14 protein-coding genes are annotated in these 19329 nt (G+C 70.5%); 4 read left to right on the forward strand and 10 right to left on the reverse strand.

Annotation, left to right across the window (positions count from 1 at the left end):
- Nucleotides 1-35: 35 nt before the first annotated feature.
- The gene (ftsY, locus tag D5S19_RS28075; protein WP_120026372.1) at nucleotides 36-1520 is read right to left on the reverse strand and encodes a signal recognition particle-docking protein FtsY; all 1485 of its coding nucleotides are present in this window, start codon (nucleotides 1518-1520) and stop codon (nucleotides 36-38) included.
- Between the two features lie 141 nt (nucleotides 1521-1661).
- On the opposite strand from ftsY, the gene D5S19_RS28080 reads away from it, so the two are divergent.
- The 3 genes from D5S19_RS28080 to D5S19_RS28090 all read left to right on the forward strand — a co-directional run bounded on the left by D5S19_RS28080 (nucleotide 1662) and on the right by D5S19_RS28090 (nucleotide 5094).
- Nucleotides 1662-2876, forward strand: a complete 1215-nt coding sequence (locus tag D5S19_RS28080) for an anhydro-N-acetylmuramic acid kinase (protein ID WP_120026373.1) — start codon at nucleotides 1662-1664, stop codon at nucleotides 2874-2876.
- 9 nt (nucleotides 2877-2885) lie between these two features.
- Entirely contained in the window at nucleotides 2886-4463 is a 1578-nt protein-coding gene (locus D5S19_RS28085; protein ID WP_120026374.1) for a sodium:solute symporter, read from the forward strand.
- Nucleotides 4464-4851: 388 nt separating this feature from the next.
- Entirely contained in the window at nucleotides 4852-5094 is a 243-nt protein-coding gene (locus D5S19_RS28090) for a helix-turn-helix domain-containing protein (protein ID WP_098510752.1), read from the forward strand.
- A gap of 48 nt (nucleotides 5095-5142) precedes the next feature.
- Here the strand turns inward: D5S19_RS28090 and smc are convergent, their stop codons facing one another.
- A complete protein-coding gene (gene smc, locus D5S19_RS28095; protein ID WP_120026375.1) occupies nucleotides 5143-8745 on the reverse strand; it encodes a chromosome segregation protein SMC in 3603 nt (1200 codons plus the stop codon).
- Nucleotides 8746-8937: 192 nt separating this feature from the next.
- Nucleotides 8938-9234: an acylphosphatase gene (locus tag D5S19_RS28100; RefSeq protein ID WP_120026376.1), complete on the reverse strand. Its 297-nt coding sequence runs from the start codon at nucleotides 9232-9234 to the stop codon at nucleotides 8938-8940.
- Nucleotides 9235-9405: 171 nt separating this feature from the next.
- Here D5S19_RS28100 and D5S19_RS32180 point away from each other — a divergent pair, with 171 nt between their 5' ends.
- Nucleotides 9406-10113: a hypothetical protein gene (locus D5S19_RS32180; RefSeq protein WP_158605661.1), complete on the forward strand. Its 708-nt coding sequence runs from the start codon at nucleotides 9406-9408 to the stop codon at nucleotides 10111-10113.
- A 13-nt stretch (nucleotides 10114-10126) separates the two neighbouring features.
- On the opposite strand, the gene D5S19_RS28110 is transcribed toward D5S19_RS32180, so the two are convergent.
- The 7 genes from D5S19_RS28110 to D5S19_RS28140 all read right to left on the reverse strand — a co-directional run bounded on the left by D5S19_RS28110 (nucleotide 10127) and on the right by D5S19_RS28140 (nucleotide 19300).
- Nucleotides 10127-10825: a response regulator gene (locus tag D5S19_RS28110; protein ID WP_120026377.1), complete on the reverse strand. Its 699-nt coding sequence runs from the start codon at nucleotides 10823-10825 to the stop codon at nucleotides 10127-10129.
- Nucleotides 10822-13386, reverse strand: coding sequence for a sensor histidine kinase (locus D5S19_RS28115; protein WP_120026435.1), 2565 nt, complete (start codon nucleotides 13384-13386; stop codon nucleotides 10822-10824). The genes D5S19_RS28110 and D5S19_RS28115 overlap by 4 nt, the downstream gene beginning before the upstream one ends.
- A gap of 67 nt (nucleotides 13387-13453) precedes the next feature.
- Nucleotides 13454-14065, reverse strand: a complete 612-nt coding sequence (locus D5S19_RS28120) for a potassium-transporting ATPase subunit C (protein ID WP_120026378.1) — start codon at nucleotides 14063-14065, stop codon at nucleotides 13454-13456.
- A 6-nt stretch (nucleotides 14066-14071) separates the two neighbouring features.
- Nucleotides 14072-16192, reverse strand: coding sequence for a potassium-transporting ATPase subunit KdpB (gene kdpB / locus D5S19_RS28125; RefSeq protein WP_120026379.1), 2121 nt, complete (start codon nucleotides 16190-16192; stop codon nucleotides 14072-14074).
- 295 nt (nucleotides 16193-16487) lie between these two features.
- Nucleotides 16488-18146 carry a potassium-transporting ATPase subunit KdpA gene (kdpA, locus tag D5S19_RS28130; protein WP_120026380.1) on the reverse strand — a complete coding sequence of 553 codons (1659 nt, stop codon included), beginning with the start codon at nucleotides 18144-18146 and terminating at the stop codon, nucleotides 16488-16490.
- Between the two features lies 1 nt (nucleotide 18147).
- Entirely contained in the window at nucleotides 18148-18249 is a 102-nt protein-coding gene (gene kdpF, locus D5S19_RS28135) for a K(+)-transporting ATPase subunit F (RefSeq protein ID WP_098510759.1), read from the reverse strand.
- Between the two features lie 544 nt (nucleotides 18250-18793).
- Nucleotides 18794-19300 carry a GNAT family N-acetyltransferase gene (locus D5S19_RS28140; RefSeq protein WP_233574212.1) on the reverse strand — a complete coding sequence of 169 codons (507 nt, stop codon included), beginning with the start codon at nucleotides 19298-19300 and terminating at the stop codon, nucleotides 18794-18796.
- Between the last annotated feature and the right edge of the window lie 29 nt (nucleotides 19301-19329).

Consider the following 19329-nt stretch of genomic DNA (forward strand, 5'->3'; position numbering starts at 1 on the left):
CCGCTCCCGACGGCAGTCACGAGAACCCGCTCCGCTCAGCCCAGCAGCGCGTCCACAAAGGCACCCGGTTCGAACGGCGCCAGGTCGTCCGGGCCCTCGCCGAGGCCGACCAGTTTCACCGGGACGCCGAGTTCGCGCTGGACCTGGAAGACGATGCCGCCCTTGGCGGTACCGTCCAGTTTGGTGAGCACGATGCCGGTCACGTCGATCACCTCGGCGAAGACCCGGGCCTGGGCGAGGCCGTTCTGGCCGGTCGTCGCGTCGAGGACCAGCAGGACCTCGTCGACCTTGGCCTGCTTCTCCACGACTCGCTTGACCTTGCCCAGCTCGTCCATCAGGCCGGTCTTCGTGTGCAGGCGGCCGGCGGTGTCCACCAATACCGCGTCCACGCTCTCGGTGATGCCCTGCTTGACCGCGTCGAAGGCGACCGCGGCGGGATCCGCGCCCTCCTTGCCGCGCACCACCGAAGCACCCGCGCGTTCGCCCCAGGTCTGCAACTGGTCGGCGGCCGCGGCGCGGAACGTGTCGGCCGCGCCGAGCACCACGGTGGCGCCCTGGGCGACCAGGACCCGGGCGAGTTTGCCGGTGGTGGTGGTCTTGCCGGTGCCGTTCACGCCGGCGACCAGCACGACGGCCGGCTGCTTCCTGCCGTCGGCCTCGTGCGGCAGCGCGCGCACCGAGCGCTCCGAGTCCGTGGACAGCGCGGCGGTCAGCACCTCGCGCAGCACCTCACGGGCCTCGTCGGAGGAACGCACGGCGCGGCGGCCCAGCTCGTCGCGCAGCCGCTCCACGATCTGCGTCGTGGTGGCCGCGCCAAGGTCGGCGAGCAGCAGGGTGTCCTCCACGTCCTGCCACGAATCCTCGTCGAGGTCACCGCCGCCGAGCAGGCCGAGCAGGCTCTGCCCGAACATCGAGCGCGACTTCGACAGGCGCCCGCGCAGCCGCTCCAGCCGCCCGATCGCGGGATCGATCTCGTCAACCGGCTCGGGTGCGGGCTCCGCCACCGGCTCGGGTGCGGGCTCCGCCACCGGCTCGGCCGGAGGGGCCGAGGTGGCTGGGGTGCTAGCCGAGTCAGGTGCGGCTGGCGCGGCGGGCGTCGCAGGCTCGGCCGGTGTGGCGGGTTTGGCTGGCGCGGCAGGTTTGGCTGACGTAGCGGGCTTGGCTGGCGTCTCGGCCTCGGCCTCCTCCGCGGATTCCGGCTCCGGCAGCGCGACGTCGCGTACCGAGCGTTGGCCGGAATCCCGCGGCACGGCCGCGTCGTCGCCCACGCCGGGCTGCCCGTCCACCTCCGGCCGGTCCACGACCGGATGCGCCTCCCCGGGATCCGGGCGAGCCTCACCGCCGGGCGCGAAGGTGATCCCGCCGCTCGCGGCGTACCCCCCGCCCTTGGGCTTCTGCTCGACCTCGCGGGGCTCGGCGATGCTGATCCGCCGCCGACGCGCGATGAGCAGCCCGGACACCAGAACGGCGACCAGGACGACGACGGCGGCGATGACGATCCAGAACCAGGTGCTCGACACGCCACCATCCTGTCATCCGCGCCCCGGCTCGCCCGGACACCCCACACCCGGCCGCCAACAGCCAACCCGGCGGGTTCCGATTGGGCCAAGACTTCACGAACCTGCTTGCGCCCTCGCTGCGTGAGGACTAGACCAATCCGGATGACCAGCCACCGTTTCCGTGTACTCGGGCTGCTGTCCGGTACCTCGGCTGACGGCATCGACATCGCCGTCGCCGAGCTCCACGCCGAAGCGCAGACAGTGGTACTCACCCCGCTCGGCACGCTCGACGTGCCGTACCCCGCGAAGCTGCGAACCGCGCTCCTCGACGCTCTGCCGCCACAGCCGAGCAGCGCCGAAGCGCTGACCGTGCTCGACACGCGCATCGGGCAGGCGTTCGCCGAAGCGGCGACGCGCGGCATCGCGGAGCACGGTCCGGTGGATGTCATCGCTTCGCTGGGCCAGACCGTCTTTCACTGGGTCGAAGACGGCGTCGCGCTCGGCACGCTCCAGCTGGGCCAGCCGGCATGGATCGCCGAACGCGCCGGCGTACCGGTCGTCGCGGACCTTCGCATCCGCGACATCACCGCGGGCGGCCAAGGCGCTCCGTTGGCGAGCACGCTGGACGCACTGTGGCTACGTGACCTCGCCGAACAGACCGGACGTCCGATCGCGGCGTTGAATCTGGGCGGCATCGCGAACATCACCGTCGTCACCATCACCGCAGCCGCTGAGGACGTACTCGCCTACGACACCGGCCCGGCGAACGCCCTACTCGACGTCGCCGCCGCACGAGTGACCGGCGGTGCACGTCAAGCCGACGTGGACGGGCACCTCGCGCTGACCGGCTCCGTACGAACGGACCTGCTCGACCGTCTGCTGGCCGACCCGTACTTCGCCGCCGCACCGCCGAAATCCACCGGAAAAGAGCACTTCCACAGCGCTTATCTCGACGCCGCGCTGAACGGCCTGCCCTCGCTTCGTCCGGAAGACCTGCTGGCCACCCTGACCGAACTGACGGCCGTCACCATCGCCACGGAATGCCGCCGACACGACGTGGCGACCGTGGTGGCGTCCGGCGGCGGCGTGGCGAACCCGGCGTTGATAGCCGCGCTCGCCCGGCACCTGCCGGCCGGCTCACTGCGCACGAGCAACGACCTCGGCCTGCCCAGCGCGGGCAAAGAGGCTTACCTCACCGCGTTGCTCGGCTGGCTGAGCTGGTGCGGCGTCCCGGCGACGCTGCCGTCCGCCACCGGTGCGCGCGGCCCGCGGTTGCTCGGCGCGCTGACGCCGGGTGTGCGGCCCCTATCCCTTCCGGCCCCGTTGAGGGGTGCCATGACCCGGCTCCGGGTCGCGGAAACCGGCGCAGCACGGTAGGAGAGGCTCATGAACCCTGTCGATCTCGTGATCGTCATCGTGTATCTCGCCGCGATGCCGATCATCGGCGTGCTGGTCGGCCGCAGGCAGAAGTCCGCGAACGACTATTTCGTCGGCGAGCGCAGCATGCCGTGGTGGGCGGTGACGCTGTCGGTGGTGGCCACGGAGACCTCCACGCTCACCGTCATCTCCACGCCCGGACTGGTCTTCGGCAGCGCGTTCCTGTTCCTCGAGGTGGCCTTCGGATACATCATCGGCCGGGTCATCGCCGCTTTCGTCCTGCTCCCCCGCTACTTCCGCGGCAATTATGTGAGCGCCTACGAATTCCTCGGCCAGCGGTTCGGGCACGGGCTGCAGGGCACCGCGTCGGTCACCTTCGTGGTGACCCGGCTGCTGGCCGAGGGCCTGCGGCTGTTCGCGGGCGCGATCCCGATCAAGGCGATCCTGGACCACTACGGGATCCACACCGCTTACTGGCACATCGTGGTGCTGCTGACCGTGCTGACCGTGATCTACGCCTTCGTCGGCGGGATCAAGTCGGTGATCTGGGTGGACGTGATCCAGTGGTCGCTCTACATCCTCGGCGCGATCGGCGCGGTGATCTTCCTGTCCACCAAGCTGCCGGACGGCTGGCTGCACACCGCGGCGAGCCAGGGCCGGTTCCAGCTCACCGACTTCGTCTCGAACGTGTTCACCAACCCGTACGCCTTCGTCGGCGCGGTGATCGGCGGGGCGTTCCTGTCCATGGCCTCGCACGGCGCCGACCAGCTGATCGTCGGACGGCTGCTGTCCTGCCGGAGCCTGCGCGACGGCCAGCGCGCGCTGATCGGCTCGGCGTTCGTGGTGTTCGTGCAGTTCGCCCTGTTCCTGCTGGTGGGCGCGATGCTGTGGGTGTTCACCGGCGGCCGCACCGGCGCCACCGCGACCGCCGTCACGGCCGGGAGGATGTCCGCCGACGACGTGTTCTCCAGCTTCATCGTCAACGACTTGCCGGTCGGCCTCGCCGGGCTGCTGATCGCGGGCATCCTCGCCTCGACCATGGGCGCGCTGGCCTCCGCGCTCAACGCGCTGTCCACGTCCACCATCGCCGACCTCTACCAGCGCTTCACGCATCGCTCGATCGAAGACGCCAAACTGCTCCGCCAAGGTCGCATGTGGACGCTGATCTGGGCGGTGGTGTTCGCGATCTTCGCCTCGCTGTTCACCAACTCCAAGGACCCGGTGATCCAGCAGGGCCTCGGCATCGTCGGCTACACCTACGGCGCCCTGCTCGGCTCGTTCCTCCTCGGCCTGCTGATCCGCAAGGCCCGCCAGCCCGACGCGTTGATCGCGTTCGCCTGCACCGTGGTGGGCATGGCGTTCCTGATCCTGTTCGTGAAATTCGACAAGACCACCGCGGCGGTCCATATCCAGTTCGGGACTGCGACCAGGACGCTGGTGCCGCTGGCGACCTATTGGTACACCTTCGCGGGGGTCCTGATCACGATGCTCGTGGGCGGGCTGCTCGCCCTGCGCCACCGCCACGCCGACCCTCGAGCGGCGGAGGTGGAGGTGGAGGTGGAGGAATCCCCGGAAGTGGCCGCCTGACCCGTCGCCGGCCGACGCTGTGAAGGGACCCTTCACGGACCCACAGGCTGTGAAGGGTCCCTTCACGGCCTTCGGTTCGCACCGGCGACTGTTCAAAGTGGACTGGTCGATGTGGGCTGGTCGATGTGGGCGCGCTGTGAAGGGTCCCTTTACGGACTCTGAGTCCGTGAAGGGACCCTTCATGGGGCTTCGGGATTCGCCCAGACGGGTCTTGTTCGGCGCCGGTGTTCACCATTGTTACAGGTAGAACCGCAACCGACCGCCCGTCGGCCGGAAGAGTTGATCACCCGAAGTGGCCCGCGAACAAGACGTAATTGCTCTAGTCGGTTATCTCCTAGGTTCTTTTTCTCTGGTGCTCGCTGCTTTGTTCCGGTGTGGTTGATCCACTATGGCGAAGCCCCCGGTATCCTCGGCGACCCGGACGTTCGGTGAACGTGTCCGGGAGTGCCGTCATGAGCTCGGCGTCAGCCAGGAGACGCTGGCGGCGTGTGCGGGGCTGCACTGGACGTTCGTGAGCCAGGCCGAACGCGGGCTGCGCAACATCAGCCTGCACAACCTGCTCAAGCTCTCCGCCGGGCTGCAGGTCGACCCGGCACGGCTGGTCACCGGACTGGAGCCGCCGGAGTCCTGAACCCGGGCAAGCCAGGTCCACTGTGGACAATCGGGCACCGGAAGGAACTCAGGAAGCCGGAACCGGCTCTTCCTCCGCGGTCCGCAGCCGCTGCGAGATGACCTTCGTGATGCCGTCGCCCTGCATGCTCACGCCGTAGAGGGCGTCGGCGATCTCCATGGTCGGCTTCTGGTGGGTGATGATGATCAGCTGCGAGGAGTCGCGCAGCTGCTCCAGCAGCCCGATCAGCCGGCGCATGTTGGTGTCGTCCAGGGCCGCCTCGACCTCGTCCATCACGTAGAACGGCGACGGGCGGGCGCGGAAGATGGCCACCAGCATCCCCACCGCGACCAGCGACTTCTCGCCACCGGAGAGCAGCGACAGCCGCTTCACCTTCTTGCCCGGCGGGCGGGCCTCCACGTCCACGCCGGTGTTGAGCAGGTCGTTCGGGGCGGTGAGCACCATCCGGCCCTCGCCGCCGGGGAACAGCACCCCGAACACCGTCTCGAACTCGCGCGCGACGTCGTGGTAGGCCGAGGTGAAGACCTCCAGGATCTTCTCGTCGACCTGTTTGATCGTCTCGTGCAGGTCCTTCTGCGCGGACTTGAGGTCCTCCAGCTGGGTGGACAGGAACTTGTACCGCTCCTCCAGCGCGGCGAACTCCTCCAGCGCCAGCGGGTTGACCTTGCCCAGCAGCGTCAGGTCCTTCTCCGCACGCTTGGCGCGGCGCTCCTGGGTGGCGCGGTCGAAGGGCATCGGCGGCGGCGCGGTGACGTCCTCGCCCCGCTCCTTCGCCGCCTCGTACTCGGCCAGCTCGCCGGCGCTCGGCGGCACCGGCACGTCCGGGCCGTACTCGGCGACCAGATCCTCGAGCCCGATGCCGAAGTCCTCGGCGATCTTGGTTTCCAGCGTCTCCAGCCGCAGCCGCTGCTCGGCGCGCTGCACCTCGTCCCGGTGCACGGCGTCGGTCAGCTTCTCCAGCTCGCCGGACAGCTCACGCACCTTGGCCCGGACCGCGGTCAGCGCGGTCTCCCGAGTCTGCCGCCGGGCCTGTACCTCGTCGCGCTCGGCCGCCGCGCGCTGCACGGAGTGCTCGATCCGCTCCAGCGCGAACTCACCGGCGTTGACCACGGCGTTGGCGATCTCCGCGCCCCGCTGCCTCGACTCGCGGGCACGGGCGGCGCGCTCACGGGCCTGCTGCTCGGCGTGCGCGGCGCGGCGCAGTGACTCGGCACGCCCGGCGATGCCGCGCGCACGCTCCTCCGCGGTGCGCTGGGCGAGCCGCGCTTCGACCTCTTCCTGCCGCACGACGGCGAGCTGCGCGGCCGCCTCGTCGCGCTCGGCGGTGTCCGGGTCGTCCTCCACCGGCTGCTCGGCGACGGCGGCCAGCCGCTCCTCCAGCTCGGCCAGCTGCTCAAGCGCCTGTTCCCGGCTCTGCTCGACCTTCGCGCGCTGCCCGGTCAGCCGCTCGACCTCGGCGCGGGCGGACCGGGCGACCTGCTCCAGCCGGTTCAGCCGCTCCGACGAGCGGGCCTTGCGGACCTTCGCGTCGCTCAGCGCCTCCTTGGCCTGGCCGACCTCGTCCCGCCGGGACTGCTGCTCGGCGCGGGCGCCTTCCAGCTCCGCGGAATACCGCTCCAGCGCACGCTCGGCGGCACGCAGCCGCTCCTGCGCCTCGTCGACGGCGGCCTGGACCTCGATCACGCTCTCCCGCGCGGCCGAACCACCGGCCACCCAGTGCGCACCGAACACGTCGCCTTCCACGGTGACCGCCCGGACCTCCGGGTGCGTGGCCACCAGCTGCCGCGCGGCGTCCAGGTCCGAGACCAGCGCGAGCCGCTCCAGCGCCCGTTCCACCGCGGGCCGCAGCTGCTCCGGCGCTCGCACCACTTCTCGCGCCCAGCGCGCGCCTGCGGGCAGCACCGGCCAGCCGCTCGGGTCCGCCCCCGGCCCGAAACCGCCGAGTACCAGCCCGGCACGGCCGGAATCGGTGTCCTTCAAGTACTTCAGCGCGGACAGCGCCTGCTCGCCGCCGGCCACGGCGACGGCGTCCGCGACCGGCCCCAGCGCCGCGGCCAGCGCGACCTCGTGGCCGGGCTCGACGGTCAGCAGCGCGGCCACCGAACCGAGCAGGCCGGGCAGCTCCGTGGCCGCGCCGAGCAGCGCGCCCGCGCCGTCCTTGCGCTTGAGGCCCATGGACAACGCCTCGACCCGGGCCTTCTCCGACGCGATCTCGCGCTCCGCGGCGCGCTCGGCCTTCACCAGCTCTTCGACGCGGGCCTTCGCCGCGTTGTTGGCTTCGACCGAGCGGTCGTGGCGCTCCTGCAGTTCGGCGTCGTCGGAGTCTTCGACGCCGCCGGAGGCCTTCTCCTCTTCCAGCTCCTCGACGGCGATCTCGGCGCGCTCGGTGGACTCCTCCAGCGACACCGTGAGCCGGTCGATCTCCTCGGCGGTGGCGCCGTTCTTGCTGCGCGCCGCCTCGACCTGGCCGGTCAGCTTCGCCATGCCCTCGCGACGGTCGGCGATCGCCCGGACCGCGGCCCAGTGCGCCCGCTCGGCGGCCTGCACCCGCTGTTCGAGATCCTCACGCCGCAGCACGGTCTCGGCCAGCAGCTCGCGGGCCTCCAGCACCGCCTCGTTGAGCTCCTGCTCCCGCTCGGCCACCTGCTCGGCCTCGGCCAGCAGTTCCTCCGGGTCACGCCCGCCGGTCGGCGCGTCCACATCGGCCGACAGGTGCCGCTGGCGTTCCACCGCGAGCCGCACGGTGCCGCGCAGCCGCTCGGCCAGCGCGGAGAGCTTGTACCAGGTCTCCTGCGCGATCTGCAGCCGCGGCGCGTCCTCGGCCAGGGAGGCCTCCAGCTCGGCCTCCTCCGCGGAGACCAGCTCCAGCGCCTGCTCCACCTCGGCCCGGCGCTGCCGCGCGGTCCGTTCGTCGGCTTCTTCCCGCGCGATCGAATCACGCTGGGTGACCAGGTCGTCGGCGAGCAGCCGCAGCCGGGAGTCACGCAGCTCGGACTGCACCGACTGGGCCTTGCGCGCGATCTCCGCCTGCTTGCCCAGCGGCTTGAGCTGGCGGCGCAGCTCGGTGGTCAGATCGCCGAGCCGGTCGAGATTGCCCTGCATGTTGGTCAGCTTGCGCAGGGTCTGTTCCTTGCGCTTGCGGTGCTTGAGCACGCCCGCGGCCTCTTCGATGAAGGCGCGGCGCTCCTCGGGCTTGGACTCCAGGATCGCCGAAAGCTGGCCCTGCCCGACGATCACGTGCATCTCGCGGCCGATCCCGGAGTCGGAGAGCAGCTCCTGCACGTCCATCAGCCGGCAGCGGTCGCCGTTGATCTCGTACTCGCTCGCGCCGTCGCGGAACATCCGGCGGGTGATGGACACCTCGGTGTACTCGATGGGCAGCGCGCCGTCGGCGTTGTCGATGGTGAGGGTGACCTCGGCCCGGCCGAGCGGGGCGCGGCCCGCGGTCCCGGCGAAGATGACGTCCTCCATCTTGCCGCCGCGCAGATCCTTGGCGCCCTGGGTGCCCATCACCCAGCGCAGCGCGTCCAGGACGTTGGACTTGCCCGAGCCGTTCGGCCCGACCACACAGGTGATCCCCGGTTCGAACCGGAGCGTGGTGGCCGAGGCGAAGGACTTGAAGCCCTTCAGCGTCAAGCTTTTCAGGTGCACTGGGTGCGGACCCCTCTGGCCATGGGTACTGAGCCGGGTGCGGCATGCCGATCCGGGACAGGCTACCCGGGCGGCACCGCTGATCGTGGCAGGCGGGGTGTCCGGGCGTGCCTTAGCACAGGACGGCTCGCCCCGGCAACCCCATGCGCCCCTCCCGACCCAGGCGCACCACAGATCCCATGGCCGGGCGGATCAGCGCTCGGCGAAGCCGGTGAACCCGCCCTTGGCGGCGGCCCAGCTCTCCACCACACGATCCACTCGACCGGGTGAGGTCTGCGACCGCAACGCCGTCAGGAACCGCGCACAGTGGTCCCGCGGCCCCTCGGCGACCACCTCGACCCGGCCGTCCGGAAGGTTCCGCGCGAAGCCCACCAGCCCCAGTTCCAGCGCCCGGCTGCGCGTCCACCAGCGGAAACCGACGCCCTGTACCTGCCCGTGCACCCAGGCGGCCAGCCGGACGGGTATGTCCTGTTCGTTCACCGGCCCCATCCTGCCCCGCCACCCACGACTGCGGACAGTGAGCACCGTCTCGTACGTCCGCGCGAGCCCGGGACGTGCGGTGATAGCCTCCGGCCGGGTCGATGTCCGGCGCGCCCCGATTCCCCGCCGTGCGGACCGAACGAGACCTTCCCGCGTCCGAAACGCCGCAGAGGAGCCTGCATGTCCCGCCCCGACGGGCCTGATCCGAGCGTCTCCGTCTCAGCCGTCCCGCCCGAGAGCACAGCGCCCGAGAGCACCGGGCCCAAGACCACCGCCCCGCCCCAGGGCAGCCGATCCAGCCGGTCCGGGTGGGCCGTGCTCGGGGTCAGCGGCCTCGTGGTGGCCACCGCGTTCGCCGCCGTGGCCGAGCTGGCCGGGCCCGGTGCCCCCGCGGACACCGCCACCACCATCCCGGCCGGACAGGGCACGCTGACCGGCACCTCGCAGACCGCGCCGGGCACTACCACGACGGGCACGCCCGCCGCGCCGGGTGCGGCCGGCTCCGGCGACCCGAGGACGCCGGCCACCCCGACCACCGTGGTGTCGGTCGGCCCGGACGGCATCCCGACCACCAGCATCGGCATCCCGCCCCCGGCCGCGCCCGGCAACCCCGGAAATCCGGGCACCCCCGGCAACCCCCCGCCGGGTGGCGGTCCGATCGGCGGCCCGTCGACCACGCCACGCAGCGATCCGCCGAGTTCGGACACACCGCCGCACACCTCGGGCTCGCCGACCAAACCGCCGACCAGCGACCCGACCAGCCCGCCCTCGTCCCCTCCGAGCGACCCGCCCTCCAGCTCCGGCGGGGGCGGTTCGACCAGCGGCAAGCCGACCAGCGAGCGTCCGTCCACTTCGGACACGCACACGAGCGGGCCGTCCTCGCCCTGAGCCGGGACACCGGTCACAGCTCGAAGCGGTACCCCATCCCGGGTTCGGTGAGCAGGTGCCGGGGCCGCGAGGGCTCCGGCTCCAGCTTCCGCCGCAGCTGGGCCAGATACACGCGCAGGTAGTGTGATTCCGTTTCGTACGAGGGACCCCACACCTCGTGCAGCAGCTGCTTCTGCGCGACCAGCCGCCCGCGGTTGCGCACCAGCATTTCCAGCACACCCCACTCGGTCTTGGTCAGGTGCACCTCGCGGCCCTCGCGGCGCACCTTCTTCGCCGCCAGGTCCACAGTGAACGAACCGGCGTCCACGACCGCCTCCACGCCGTCCGCGCCGTGCACCGCGGAACGCCGCACGGCCGCGCGGAGACGGGCGAGCAGCTCGTCCATGCCGAACGGCTTGGTCACGTAGTCGTCGGCGCCCGCGTCGAGTGCCTGCACCTTGTCCGCGGAATCGCCGCGGGCGGAGAGCACGATGATCGGCACCGTGGTCCAGCCACGCAGGCCCTCGATCACTTCGGTGCCGTCCAGATCGGGCAGCCCGAGGTCGAGCACCACCACGTCCGGTTTGGTCTCCGCGACCGCTTTCAGCGCCGCGGTGCCGTCGTGTGCGGTGATCACCTGGTACCCGCGGGCGTTGAGGTTGATCCGCAACGCCCGCACGATCTGCGGTTCGTCGTCGACGACCAGCACCCGCGCCGTCCGGTCGACATTCATCGGGCCCCGTCCCCTTCCACCGCTTCCCCTTCCACGCCCACGAGTTCCCGCCCGGTACAGGCGGGCAACGAGAGCACCATGGTCAGTCCGCCGCCGGGGGTGTCCTCCGCCCGCACGGTGCCACCCATCGCCTCGGTGAAACCCTTCACCACGGACAGGCCGAGCCCGATACCCGGTACCGGGACACGATCGCCGCCGAGCCGCTGGAACGGCGCGAACGCGGAATCCGCGGCCCCCTTGCGCAATCCCTTGCCGTGGTCCACGATCCGCAGCTCGACGAATTCCGCGTACGCGCTCGCCCGTGCGGCGACCTCGCCGCCGCCGTGGCGCAGCGCGTTGTCGAGCAGGTTCGCGATGACCCGTTCCAGCAGGCCCGGATCGGCCAGCACGGAGGGCAGCCGCGCGTCCACCGCGACCCGCACCCCGGCCGAGTTGTCCACAGTGGACAAAGCATGCGCGAGCACCTCGTCGTAGCCGACCGGGCGCAGATGCGGGGTGACCGCACCGGTGGCCAGCCGCGAGGAGTCCAGCAGATTCTCGATCAGCCCGGCGAGCCGGTCGGCGGAGAGCTCCACGGTCTCCAGCAGTTCCCCGGTGTCCTCTTCCGACAGCGACAGATCGGGCGCCCGCAGGCTGCCGATCGCGGCCTTGATCGAGGTGAGCGGAGTCCGCAGGTCGTGCCCGAGGGCGGACAGCAGCGTGGTGCGCAGCTCGGTCGCCTCCGCCTTGCGTTCGGCGGCCGCCGCCGCGGCGGCCATCCGCTGCTGGCGCAACGCGAGCAACGCCTGCCCGGCAACGGCTTCCAGCACCTGCCGGTCGGCCGCGGGCAGCGTCCGCCCGAGCAGGGTCAGGTGCACGTCGGCGGTCACCGCGACGTCCACATCGGCCTCATCGGGATCGGTGCACGGCTGATACCCGGCCAGCGCCACCTTCTGCCATTGCCCCTCCCGCTTTTCCAGCAGGGTCACCGAAGTCAGCCCGAAATTCTCCCGGACCTTCTCCAGCAGCCGCTCGATCGGATGCGGATCGGTCAGCACCGTCCGGGCATAGGAAGCCAGCAACGACGCCTCGGTGCGGGCCCGCGCCGCGGCGGTTCCCCTGCGCGCGGCGGAGTCCACGACCAACGCCACCAGCACCGCGACCACGATCATCGCCAGCAGCGTGACCACGTTCTGTGGACTGTGGACGTTCATGGTGTACAGCGGGGGCGTGAAGAAGAAGTTCAGCAGCCCGGCCCCGAAGATCGCCGCGATCACCGCCGGCCCGAGCCCGCCCACGAGCGCGACGACGACCGTCGCGAGCACGTAGAGGACCACGTCGGTGGAGAACTCCACCGTGTCGCGCAGCAACGCTCCGAGCCCGGTCGCGGTCAGCGGCAGCAGCAGGCTCAGCGCCCAGCCGAAGGTCAGCCGCGACGGCGTCAACGGGCTCTTGCCCAGCCGCGCGCGCAGCCGTCCGCCGGCATAGGAGTGGGTGACCATGTGCACGTCGATCGACCCGGAATGCTGTATCACGGTCGCGCCGATGCCCTGGTCGAACAGCCGCGCCATCCGCGACCGCCGGGAGGTGCCGATCACCAGCTGTGTGGCGTTCACCCCGCGCGCGAAGTCGAGCAGCGCGGTGGGCACGTCGTCGCCGACGACGCTGTGATAGGTGGCGCCGACGTCCTCGGCGAGCGTGCGGCAGCGCGCCGCCGCAGTCGGCCCCAAACCGGCCAGCCCATCCCCTCGCAGGATGTGCACGACCTGCAGCTCCGCGCCGGCCCGGGTGGCGATGCGGCTGGCCCGGCGAATCAGCGTCTCACTCTCCGGCCCGCCGGTCACCGAGACGACGACGCGTTCGCGGGCCTCCCAGGTATCGGTGATCTTCTGCTCCGCGCGGTACCGCTGGAGGGCGACGTCGACCTGGTCGGCCACCCAGAGCAGGGCCAGCTCGCGCAGCGCGGTGAGGTTACCGGGACGGAAGTAGTTGCCCAGCGCAGCATCGATCCGCTCGGCCGGGTAGACATTGCCGTGCGCGAGCCGCCGACGCAGCGCCTCCGGCGTGATGTCCACCAGCTCCAGCTGCCCCGCCCGGCGGACCACCTCGTCCGGCACGGTCTCCTGCTGAGTGACCCCGGTGATCCGCTCCACCACGTCGTTGAGGCTCTGCAGATGCTGCACGTTGACCGTGGACAGCACGTCGATCCCGGCGTCGAGCAGATCGTCCACGTCCTGCCAGCGCTTCTCGTGCTTGCCGCCGGGCACGTTGGTGTGCGCGAGTTCGTCGACGACGACCACTTCCGGCGCGCGGGCGAGCACCGCGGGCAGGTCCATTTCGGCGAATTCGTGCCCGCGGTGCGAGACCGTGCGCCGCGGCACGACCTCCAGCCCGTCGAGCAGGTCCGCGGTCTTCTTGCGGCCGTGGGTCTCGACCAGGCCGACGACCACGTCGGTGCCGCGATCCAGCCGCCGGCGCGCCTCACCCAGCATGGCGAAGGTCTTGCCGACGCCCGGCGCAGCGCCGAGATAGATGCGCAGCTCGCCTCGGCGTGGCTTCGGGTTCACCTCCGGAGTGCTCACCTGTTCAGTGTGCACCTGGACGGGCCGGATACCCGGCAACCTCGAGCATGAACACACTCACCCTTCTTCAGTGTGCGCCGGGATCGGCCGAGCGCACCGCAAGATCGAGCATCAGCACATTCACGCCGGGCACGCCGATCCCGTCCCCGGTGGTGTTCGCGGCGACCAGCTGCCGCACCTTCTCTTCGCTCAGCCCGGTGTTGCGGGCCACCCGCGGCACCTGCAGCTGCGCGTAGGCGACGCTGATCGCCGGGTCGAGCCCGGAGCTGGACGCGGTCACCGCGTCGGCGGGCACCTGATCCGGCCGGACGCCCTCGCGCTGGGCGATCAGCTCCTTGCGCTGGTCGATGGTCTTCACCAGATCCTCGTTGAAGGGCCCCTTGCTCGAGGCACCGGAGGTCGCCGGATCGCCGGGCCCGAGGGCATCCTTCGCACTGGCCGACGGCCGGGTGTGGAACCACGGGTCGTGCCCCGGATCGGCGGGCACCGGGTCGATTCCGATCAGCGAGGAGCCGACCGCCTGGCCGTGCTGCATGACGATCGAGCCCTCGGCACGGTCCTGCAGGCCGGGGATCCGCCCGAGGGCCCACACACCCAGCGGGTAGACCACACCGAGCAGCACCGTCATCGCGAGCAGCAGGCGCAGGCCCGCCCACGACTGCTTGAGCAGAGTGTTCATCTCAGGTCATCCAATCCCGGGAATGAGCCGCACGATCAGGTCGATCACCCAGATCCCGAGGAACGGGCTCACGATCCCGCCGAGGCCGTAGATCAGCAGGTTCCGGCGCAGCAGCGCGGACGCCGAGGAGGGCCGGTACCGCACCCCGCGCAGGGCCAGCGGGATCAGCGCGACGATGATCAGCGCGTTGAAGATCACCGCGGACAGGATGGCCGAGCGCGGCGTGGCCAGATGCATGATGTTCAGCGCGCCGAGCTGGGCGTAGATGCCGGAGAACATGGCGGGCAGGATGGCGAAGTACTTGGCCAGGTCGTTCGCCACGCTGAAGGTGGTCAGCGCGCCCCGGGTGATCAGCAGCTGCTTGCCGATCGCGACGATCTCGATCAGCTTCGTCGGGTTGGAATCGAGGTCGACCATGTTGCCGGCCTCCTTGGCCGCCATGGTCCCGGTGTTCATCGCCACCCCGACGTCGGACTGCGCGAGCGCGGGTGCGTCGTTCGTGCCGTCGCCGGTCATCGCGACCAGCCTGCCGCCCTCCTGCTCCCGCTTGATCAGCTCCATCTTGTCCTCGGGCTTGGCCTCGGCGAGGAAATCGTCGACACCCGCGTCCTGGGCGATCGCGCGTGCGGTGAGCGGGTTGTCGCCGGTGATCATCACCGTCTTGATGCCCATCGCGCGCAGCTCGGTGAACCGCTCCTGCATACCCGGTTTGACCACATCGGACAGCCGGATCACCCCGCGCACGAACGCCTTTCCGCCGGTCGCCTCGGCGACCACCAGCGGCGTGCCGCCCTGCTGGCTGATCTCGTCGACCACGCGCTCGGTCTCGTCCGGCACGTGGCCACCGCGGTCGCGCACCCATTGGCGCACCGCGGAAGTGGCGCCCTTGCGGACCTCGCGGTCACCCTCACCGGCGTGGCTGCCGCGCGCGGGCAGGGTGATGCCGCTCATCCGGGTCTGCGCGGTGAACGGCACGAACTCGGCGCGTTTCTCCTCCTCGTCCGCGGCCGGGGCCAGCCCGTGCTCGGCGACCACCAGTTCGACGATGCTGCGGCCCTCCGGCGTGCCGTCGGCGAGGCTGGACAACCGGGCCGCGCGGGCCACTTCGTCCACAGTGGAATCGCCGACCGGGATCAGCTCGGTCGCCCGGCGGTTGCCGAAGGTGATCGTGCCGGTCTTGTCCAGCAGCAGCGTGGACACGTCGCCGGCGGCCTCCACCGCGCGCCCGGAGGTGGCAAGCACGTTGCGCTGCACCAGCCGGTCCATCCCGGCGATACCGATCGCGCTGAGCAGCGCGCCAATGGTGGTCGGGATCAGGCAGACCAGCAACGCGGTCAGCACCACCACCGACTGCTGGCTGCCGGAGTAGGAGGCCATCGGCTGCAGTGCCACGACCGCGAGCAGGAAAATAATGGTCAGCGTGGCGAGGAGGATGGTCAGCGCGATCTCGTTCGGCGTCTTCTGCCGGGCAGCGCCCTCCACCAACGCGATCATCCGGTCCACAAAGGACTCGCCGGGTTTCGTGCTGATCCGCACGACGATCCGGTCGGAGAGCACGGTGGTACCGCCGGTCACCGCCGAGCGGTCGCCGCCGGACTCGCGGATCACCGGCGCCGATTCGCCGGTGATGGCCGATTCGTCGACCGTGGCGATCCCCTCGACCACGTCGCCGTCGCCGGGGATCACCTCCCCCGCCTCGACCACCACGCGGTCGCCGACCCGCAGGTCCGCCCCGGGCACCCGCTCCTCGGCACCGTCCTCGGTCAGCCGCCGCGCGACGGTCTCCTTCTTGGTCCGCCGCAACGTTTCCGCCTGCGCCTTGCCCCGGCCCTCGGCCACCGCCTCGGCCAGGTTGGCGAACAGCACGGTGAACCACAGCCACACCGCGATCAGGATGGTGAACACGCTCGGGTCGGTGAACGCGAAGACCGTGGTCAGCAGGGAGCCGACCCACACCACGAACATCACCGGGTTCTTCAGCTGGTGCTTCGGGTGCAGCTTGCGCAGCGCATCCGGCAGCGAGATCCACAGCTGCGCCGGACTGAACACCCCGGCGCCGACCCGACCGGCGTTCTCGACGTGGTGCTGGGTTTCCTCAGCGGGACTCCGCTCTTGAGTGATACTCATGCCAACGCCTCCAGTGTCTTGCGGGACACCCGCACCCGATCGGCGTTGCGAGCGGGCTGTCGCGATTGTGTACTCACAACGCCTCCAGTGTCTTGCGGGACACCCGCACCCGATCGGCGTTGCGAGCGAGCCGGCGCGATTGTGTACTCACAACGCCTCCAGTGTCTTGCGGGACACCCGCACCCGACCGGCGTTGCGAGCGAGCCGGCGCGATTGTGTACTCACAACGCCTCCAGTGTCTTGCGGGACACCCGCACCCGACCGGCGTAGCGAGCGAGCCGGCGCGATTGTGTACTCACAACGCCTCCGTGATGGGACCCAGCGCGAGCGCCGGAATGAACGTAAGAGCCGCGACGAGCACCACGGTGCCGGTGAGCATCGAGGCGAACAGCGGCCCGGTGGTGGGCAGCGTGCCCGCGGTCTCCGGAACCTGTTTCTGCTTGGCGAGCGAACCGGCCAGGCAGAGCACGGCGATGATCGGCACGAACCGGCCGAGAAGCATGGCGACCGAGAAAGACGCCTGGAACCAATCACTCGTCGCGGTCAGGCCACCGAACGCACTGCCGTTGTTGTTGGCCGTGGACGCGTAGCCGTAGAGGATCTCCGACAACCCGTGCGCACCGGGATTGCCCAACGCGGACGACGTTCCCGGTAGCAGCAAGGCGATCCCGGAACCGAGCAGGACCACCGTCGGCATCGCGAGCATCGCGATCGCCGCGCAGGTGACCTCCCGCCTGCCGAGCTTCTTGCCGAGATACTCCGGCGTACGCCCGACCATCAGACCGGCCAGGAACATCGCGATCACGGCCATCACGAGAATGCTGTACAGCCCGGTGCCGACCCCGCCCGGCGAAAGCTCGCCGAACAACATGTTCAGCATCGCCCCGCCACCGCCGAGCCCGGACAGGCTGTCGTGCGCGCCGTTGACCGCGCCGGTCGACGTGCCGGTGGTGGTGTCGGCGAAGATCGAAGTGAGACTCAGGCCGAATCGTTGTTCCTTGCCCTCCATGTTCGCGCCGGCGGCGAGCGCGGCCGGGCTGTTCGTCAGCGCCTCCGACGACCAGATCACCGCGAGCATCGCGCCCCACAGCAGGCCCATCACGCCCAGCAGCACGTAACCCTGCCGCTGCTTCCCGACCATCCGGCCGAACGCGCGGGTCAGGCAGACCGGGATGACCAGGATCAGGAACATCTCCACGAGGTTGGTCCAGGCGTTCGGGTTCTCGAACGGGTGCGCGGAGTTGGCATTGAAGATGCCACCGCCGTTGGTGCCGAGTTCCTTGATCGCCTCCTGGCTCGCGGCCGGCGCCAGCGCGATCGTGCTGTGACTGCCGTCCGGATTGGTCACCGCGACACCCGAACGCAGGCTCTGCACCACACCGAGCGCGATCAGCACGAGGGCGAAGACGAACGCCATCGGCAGCAGCACCCGGATCGTGCCGCGGGTCAGGTCCACCCAGAAGTTGCCCAGCCGGTCGGTGCGGGCGCGGATGAACCCGCGGGTCACCGCGATCGCCACCGCGAGACCGACCCCGGCGGAGAGGAAGTTCTGCACGGTGAGCCCGGCCATCTGCACGAAGCTGCCCATCGTCGACTCGGGCACGTAGGACTGCCAGTTCGTGTTGGTCACGAAACTCACCGCGGTGTTGAACGCCACCGCCGGCGACACCGGACCATGGCCGAAGCTCCACGGCAGCACGGATTGCAGCCGTTGCAGCAGGTAGAGCAGCACCACCGAGACGAAGGAGAACCCGAGCACCCCCGAGGCGTAAGTCTTCCAGTGTTGCTGCGAATCCGGGTCGACCCGGACGATCTTGTAGAGGACCCTCTCGACCCGCAGGTGTTTCTCCGAGGAGAAGACCCGGGCGAGATAGTCGCCGAACGGCTTGTACACCGCCGCCAGCGCGGCCAGGAGCAAGCCGACCTGGATCAGGCCGGCACCCACATCACTCATCTCAGAATTTCTCCGGCCGTACGAGTGCGACGAACAGATACCCGATCAGGCCGAGCGCCAGCAGCCCGCCGACGATGTCGGCCACCGTGCCCGCGCCGCTCACAGCTTCTCCAACCCGCGCAGGACCCCGGCGAGCAGCAGGAAAACGCCGATCAGCAAGACGGCGTACAGGAAATCCGCCACAAGGCACCTCTCAGGAAAGGTCACCCGGACCGGGTGACCGGCTTCGGTCAAGGCCACTCTGCGGTCGCCGCACCGGGCGGCGGCCTCCGGCTGACACCTCCTTGACGCGCGGTCCCGGACGTGTTTACGCGATCTTGACGCGCGGTGATCCCGGCCACGGCGGTCCGCTCTCGACCCGATCACCGCAGCTCAGCACGGAAGATAACGCCGCGGTGACAAGCCCGGCACTGCGTAGTCGAGCGTGGACGGAGCGTGCAATTCGGTTCAGCAGAATTCTCGGCGGTCGGAAGCCGAGGGCGGACCAGCCGGACGAGATGCGCGGCACCCCGGACTTACCCTACGTCCGCGACGGGACGCGGCTGGTCGGTTCCGCGCACCAGGACGTGCGGCTGAACTGTCCTATCCGGACGGCCGCCGCACCGTGCTGAGTGCCCGCGACATCCCGTCAGAGTTCCCAGACGGGCTCAGAGTTCCAGCCGGGCGTCGACGCTGCCGCCGTGCACGTCCAGGTCCGCGCCGGTCCCGGTGAGCAGCCGGCGGGCGGCGGCGTTGTCCACCGTGGTCGTGGCGACCACGAACCGGGCACTGCCGCCGTCCCGCGCGGATTCGAGCAGGACCTCGGTCACCCGGCGGCCGATGCCGTGCCCGCGTACCGATCGGGCCAGCCACACGCCCGCCTCGACCTCCAGCGCGGACGGGCCGGACACCGGTTTGAGCCGGGCCGCGCCGGCCGTGCGCCCGTCCACTTCGATCACCCAGGTGCTTTCGATGGCGGTGTCCGGGTCGAGCGACCGGCGGCGGTGGAAGGCCAGGAACGCCGCGCGCCGCTGATCGGTCCAGCCGGCCGGACCGGTCACCGGGGGCATCACCTCGAGCGGATCCGCTTCGGCGGCCGCGAGTTCCAGCAGCCGCCCGAGCCCCGGCTCGTCCAGCGGAATCAACACGATCTCGGACCCTCCGGCGACAGGCACGCCCTGCAGCTTGGCACAGCGTGCACCCG

Source organism: Amycolatopsis panacis, assembly GCF_003600245.1.
Taxonomy (GTDB): domain Bacteria; phylum Actinomycetota; class Actinomycetes; order Mycobacteriales; family Pseudonocardiaceae; genus Amycolatopsis; species Amycolatopsis sulphurea.

Bases quoted from the DNA above. Each gene is read 5' to 3' on its own strand.
- kdpA (WP_120026380.1), bottom strand. From the start codon at position 18,146: ATGAGTGATGTGGGTGCCGGCCTGATCCAGGTCGGCTTGCTCCTGGCC.
- D5S19_RS28090 (WP_098510752.1), top strand. From the start codon at position 4,852: ATGGCGAAGCCCCCGGTATCCTCGGCGACCCGGACGTTCGGTGAACGT.
- D5S19_RS28085 (WP_120026374.1), top strand. From the start codon at position 2,886: ATGAACCCTGTCGATCTCGTGATCGTCATCGTGTATCTCGCCGCGATG.
- D5S19_RS28110 (WP_120026377.1), bottom strand. From the start codon at position 10,825: ATGAATGTCGACCGGACGGCGCGGGTGCTGGTCGTCGACGACGAACCG.
- D5S19_RS28120 (WP_120026378.1), bottom strand. From the start codon at position 14,065: ATGAACACTCTGCTCAAGCAGTCGTGGGCGGGCCTGCGCCTGCTGCTC.
- D5S19_RS32180 (WP_158605661.1), top strand. From the start codon at position 9,406: ATGTCCCGCCCCGACGGGCCTGATCCGAGCGTCTCCGTCTCAGCCGTC.
- D5S19_RS28100 (WP_120026376.1), bottom strand. From the start codon at position 9,234: ATGGGGCCGGTGAACGAACAGGACATACCCGTCCGGCTGGCCGCCTGG.
- kdpB (WP_120026379.1), bottom strand. From the start codon at position 16,192: ATGAGTATCACTCAAGAGCGGAGTCCCGCTGAGGAAACCCAGCACCAC.
- D5S19_RS28080 (WP_120026373.1), top strand. From the start codon at position 1,662: ATGACCAGCCACCGTTTCCGTGTACTCGGGCTGCTGTCCGGTACCTCG.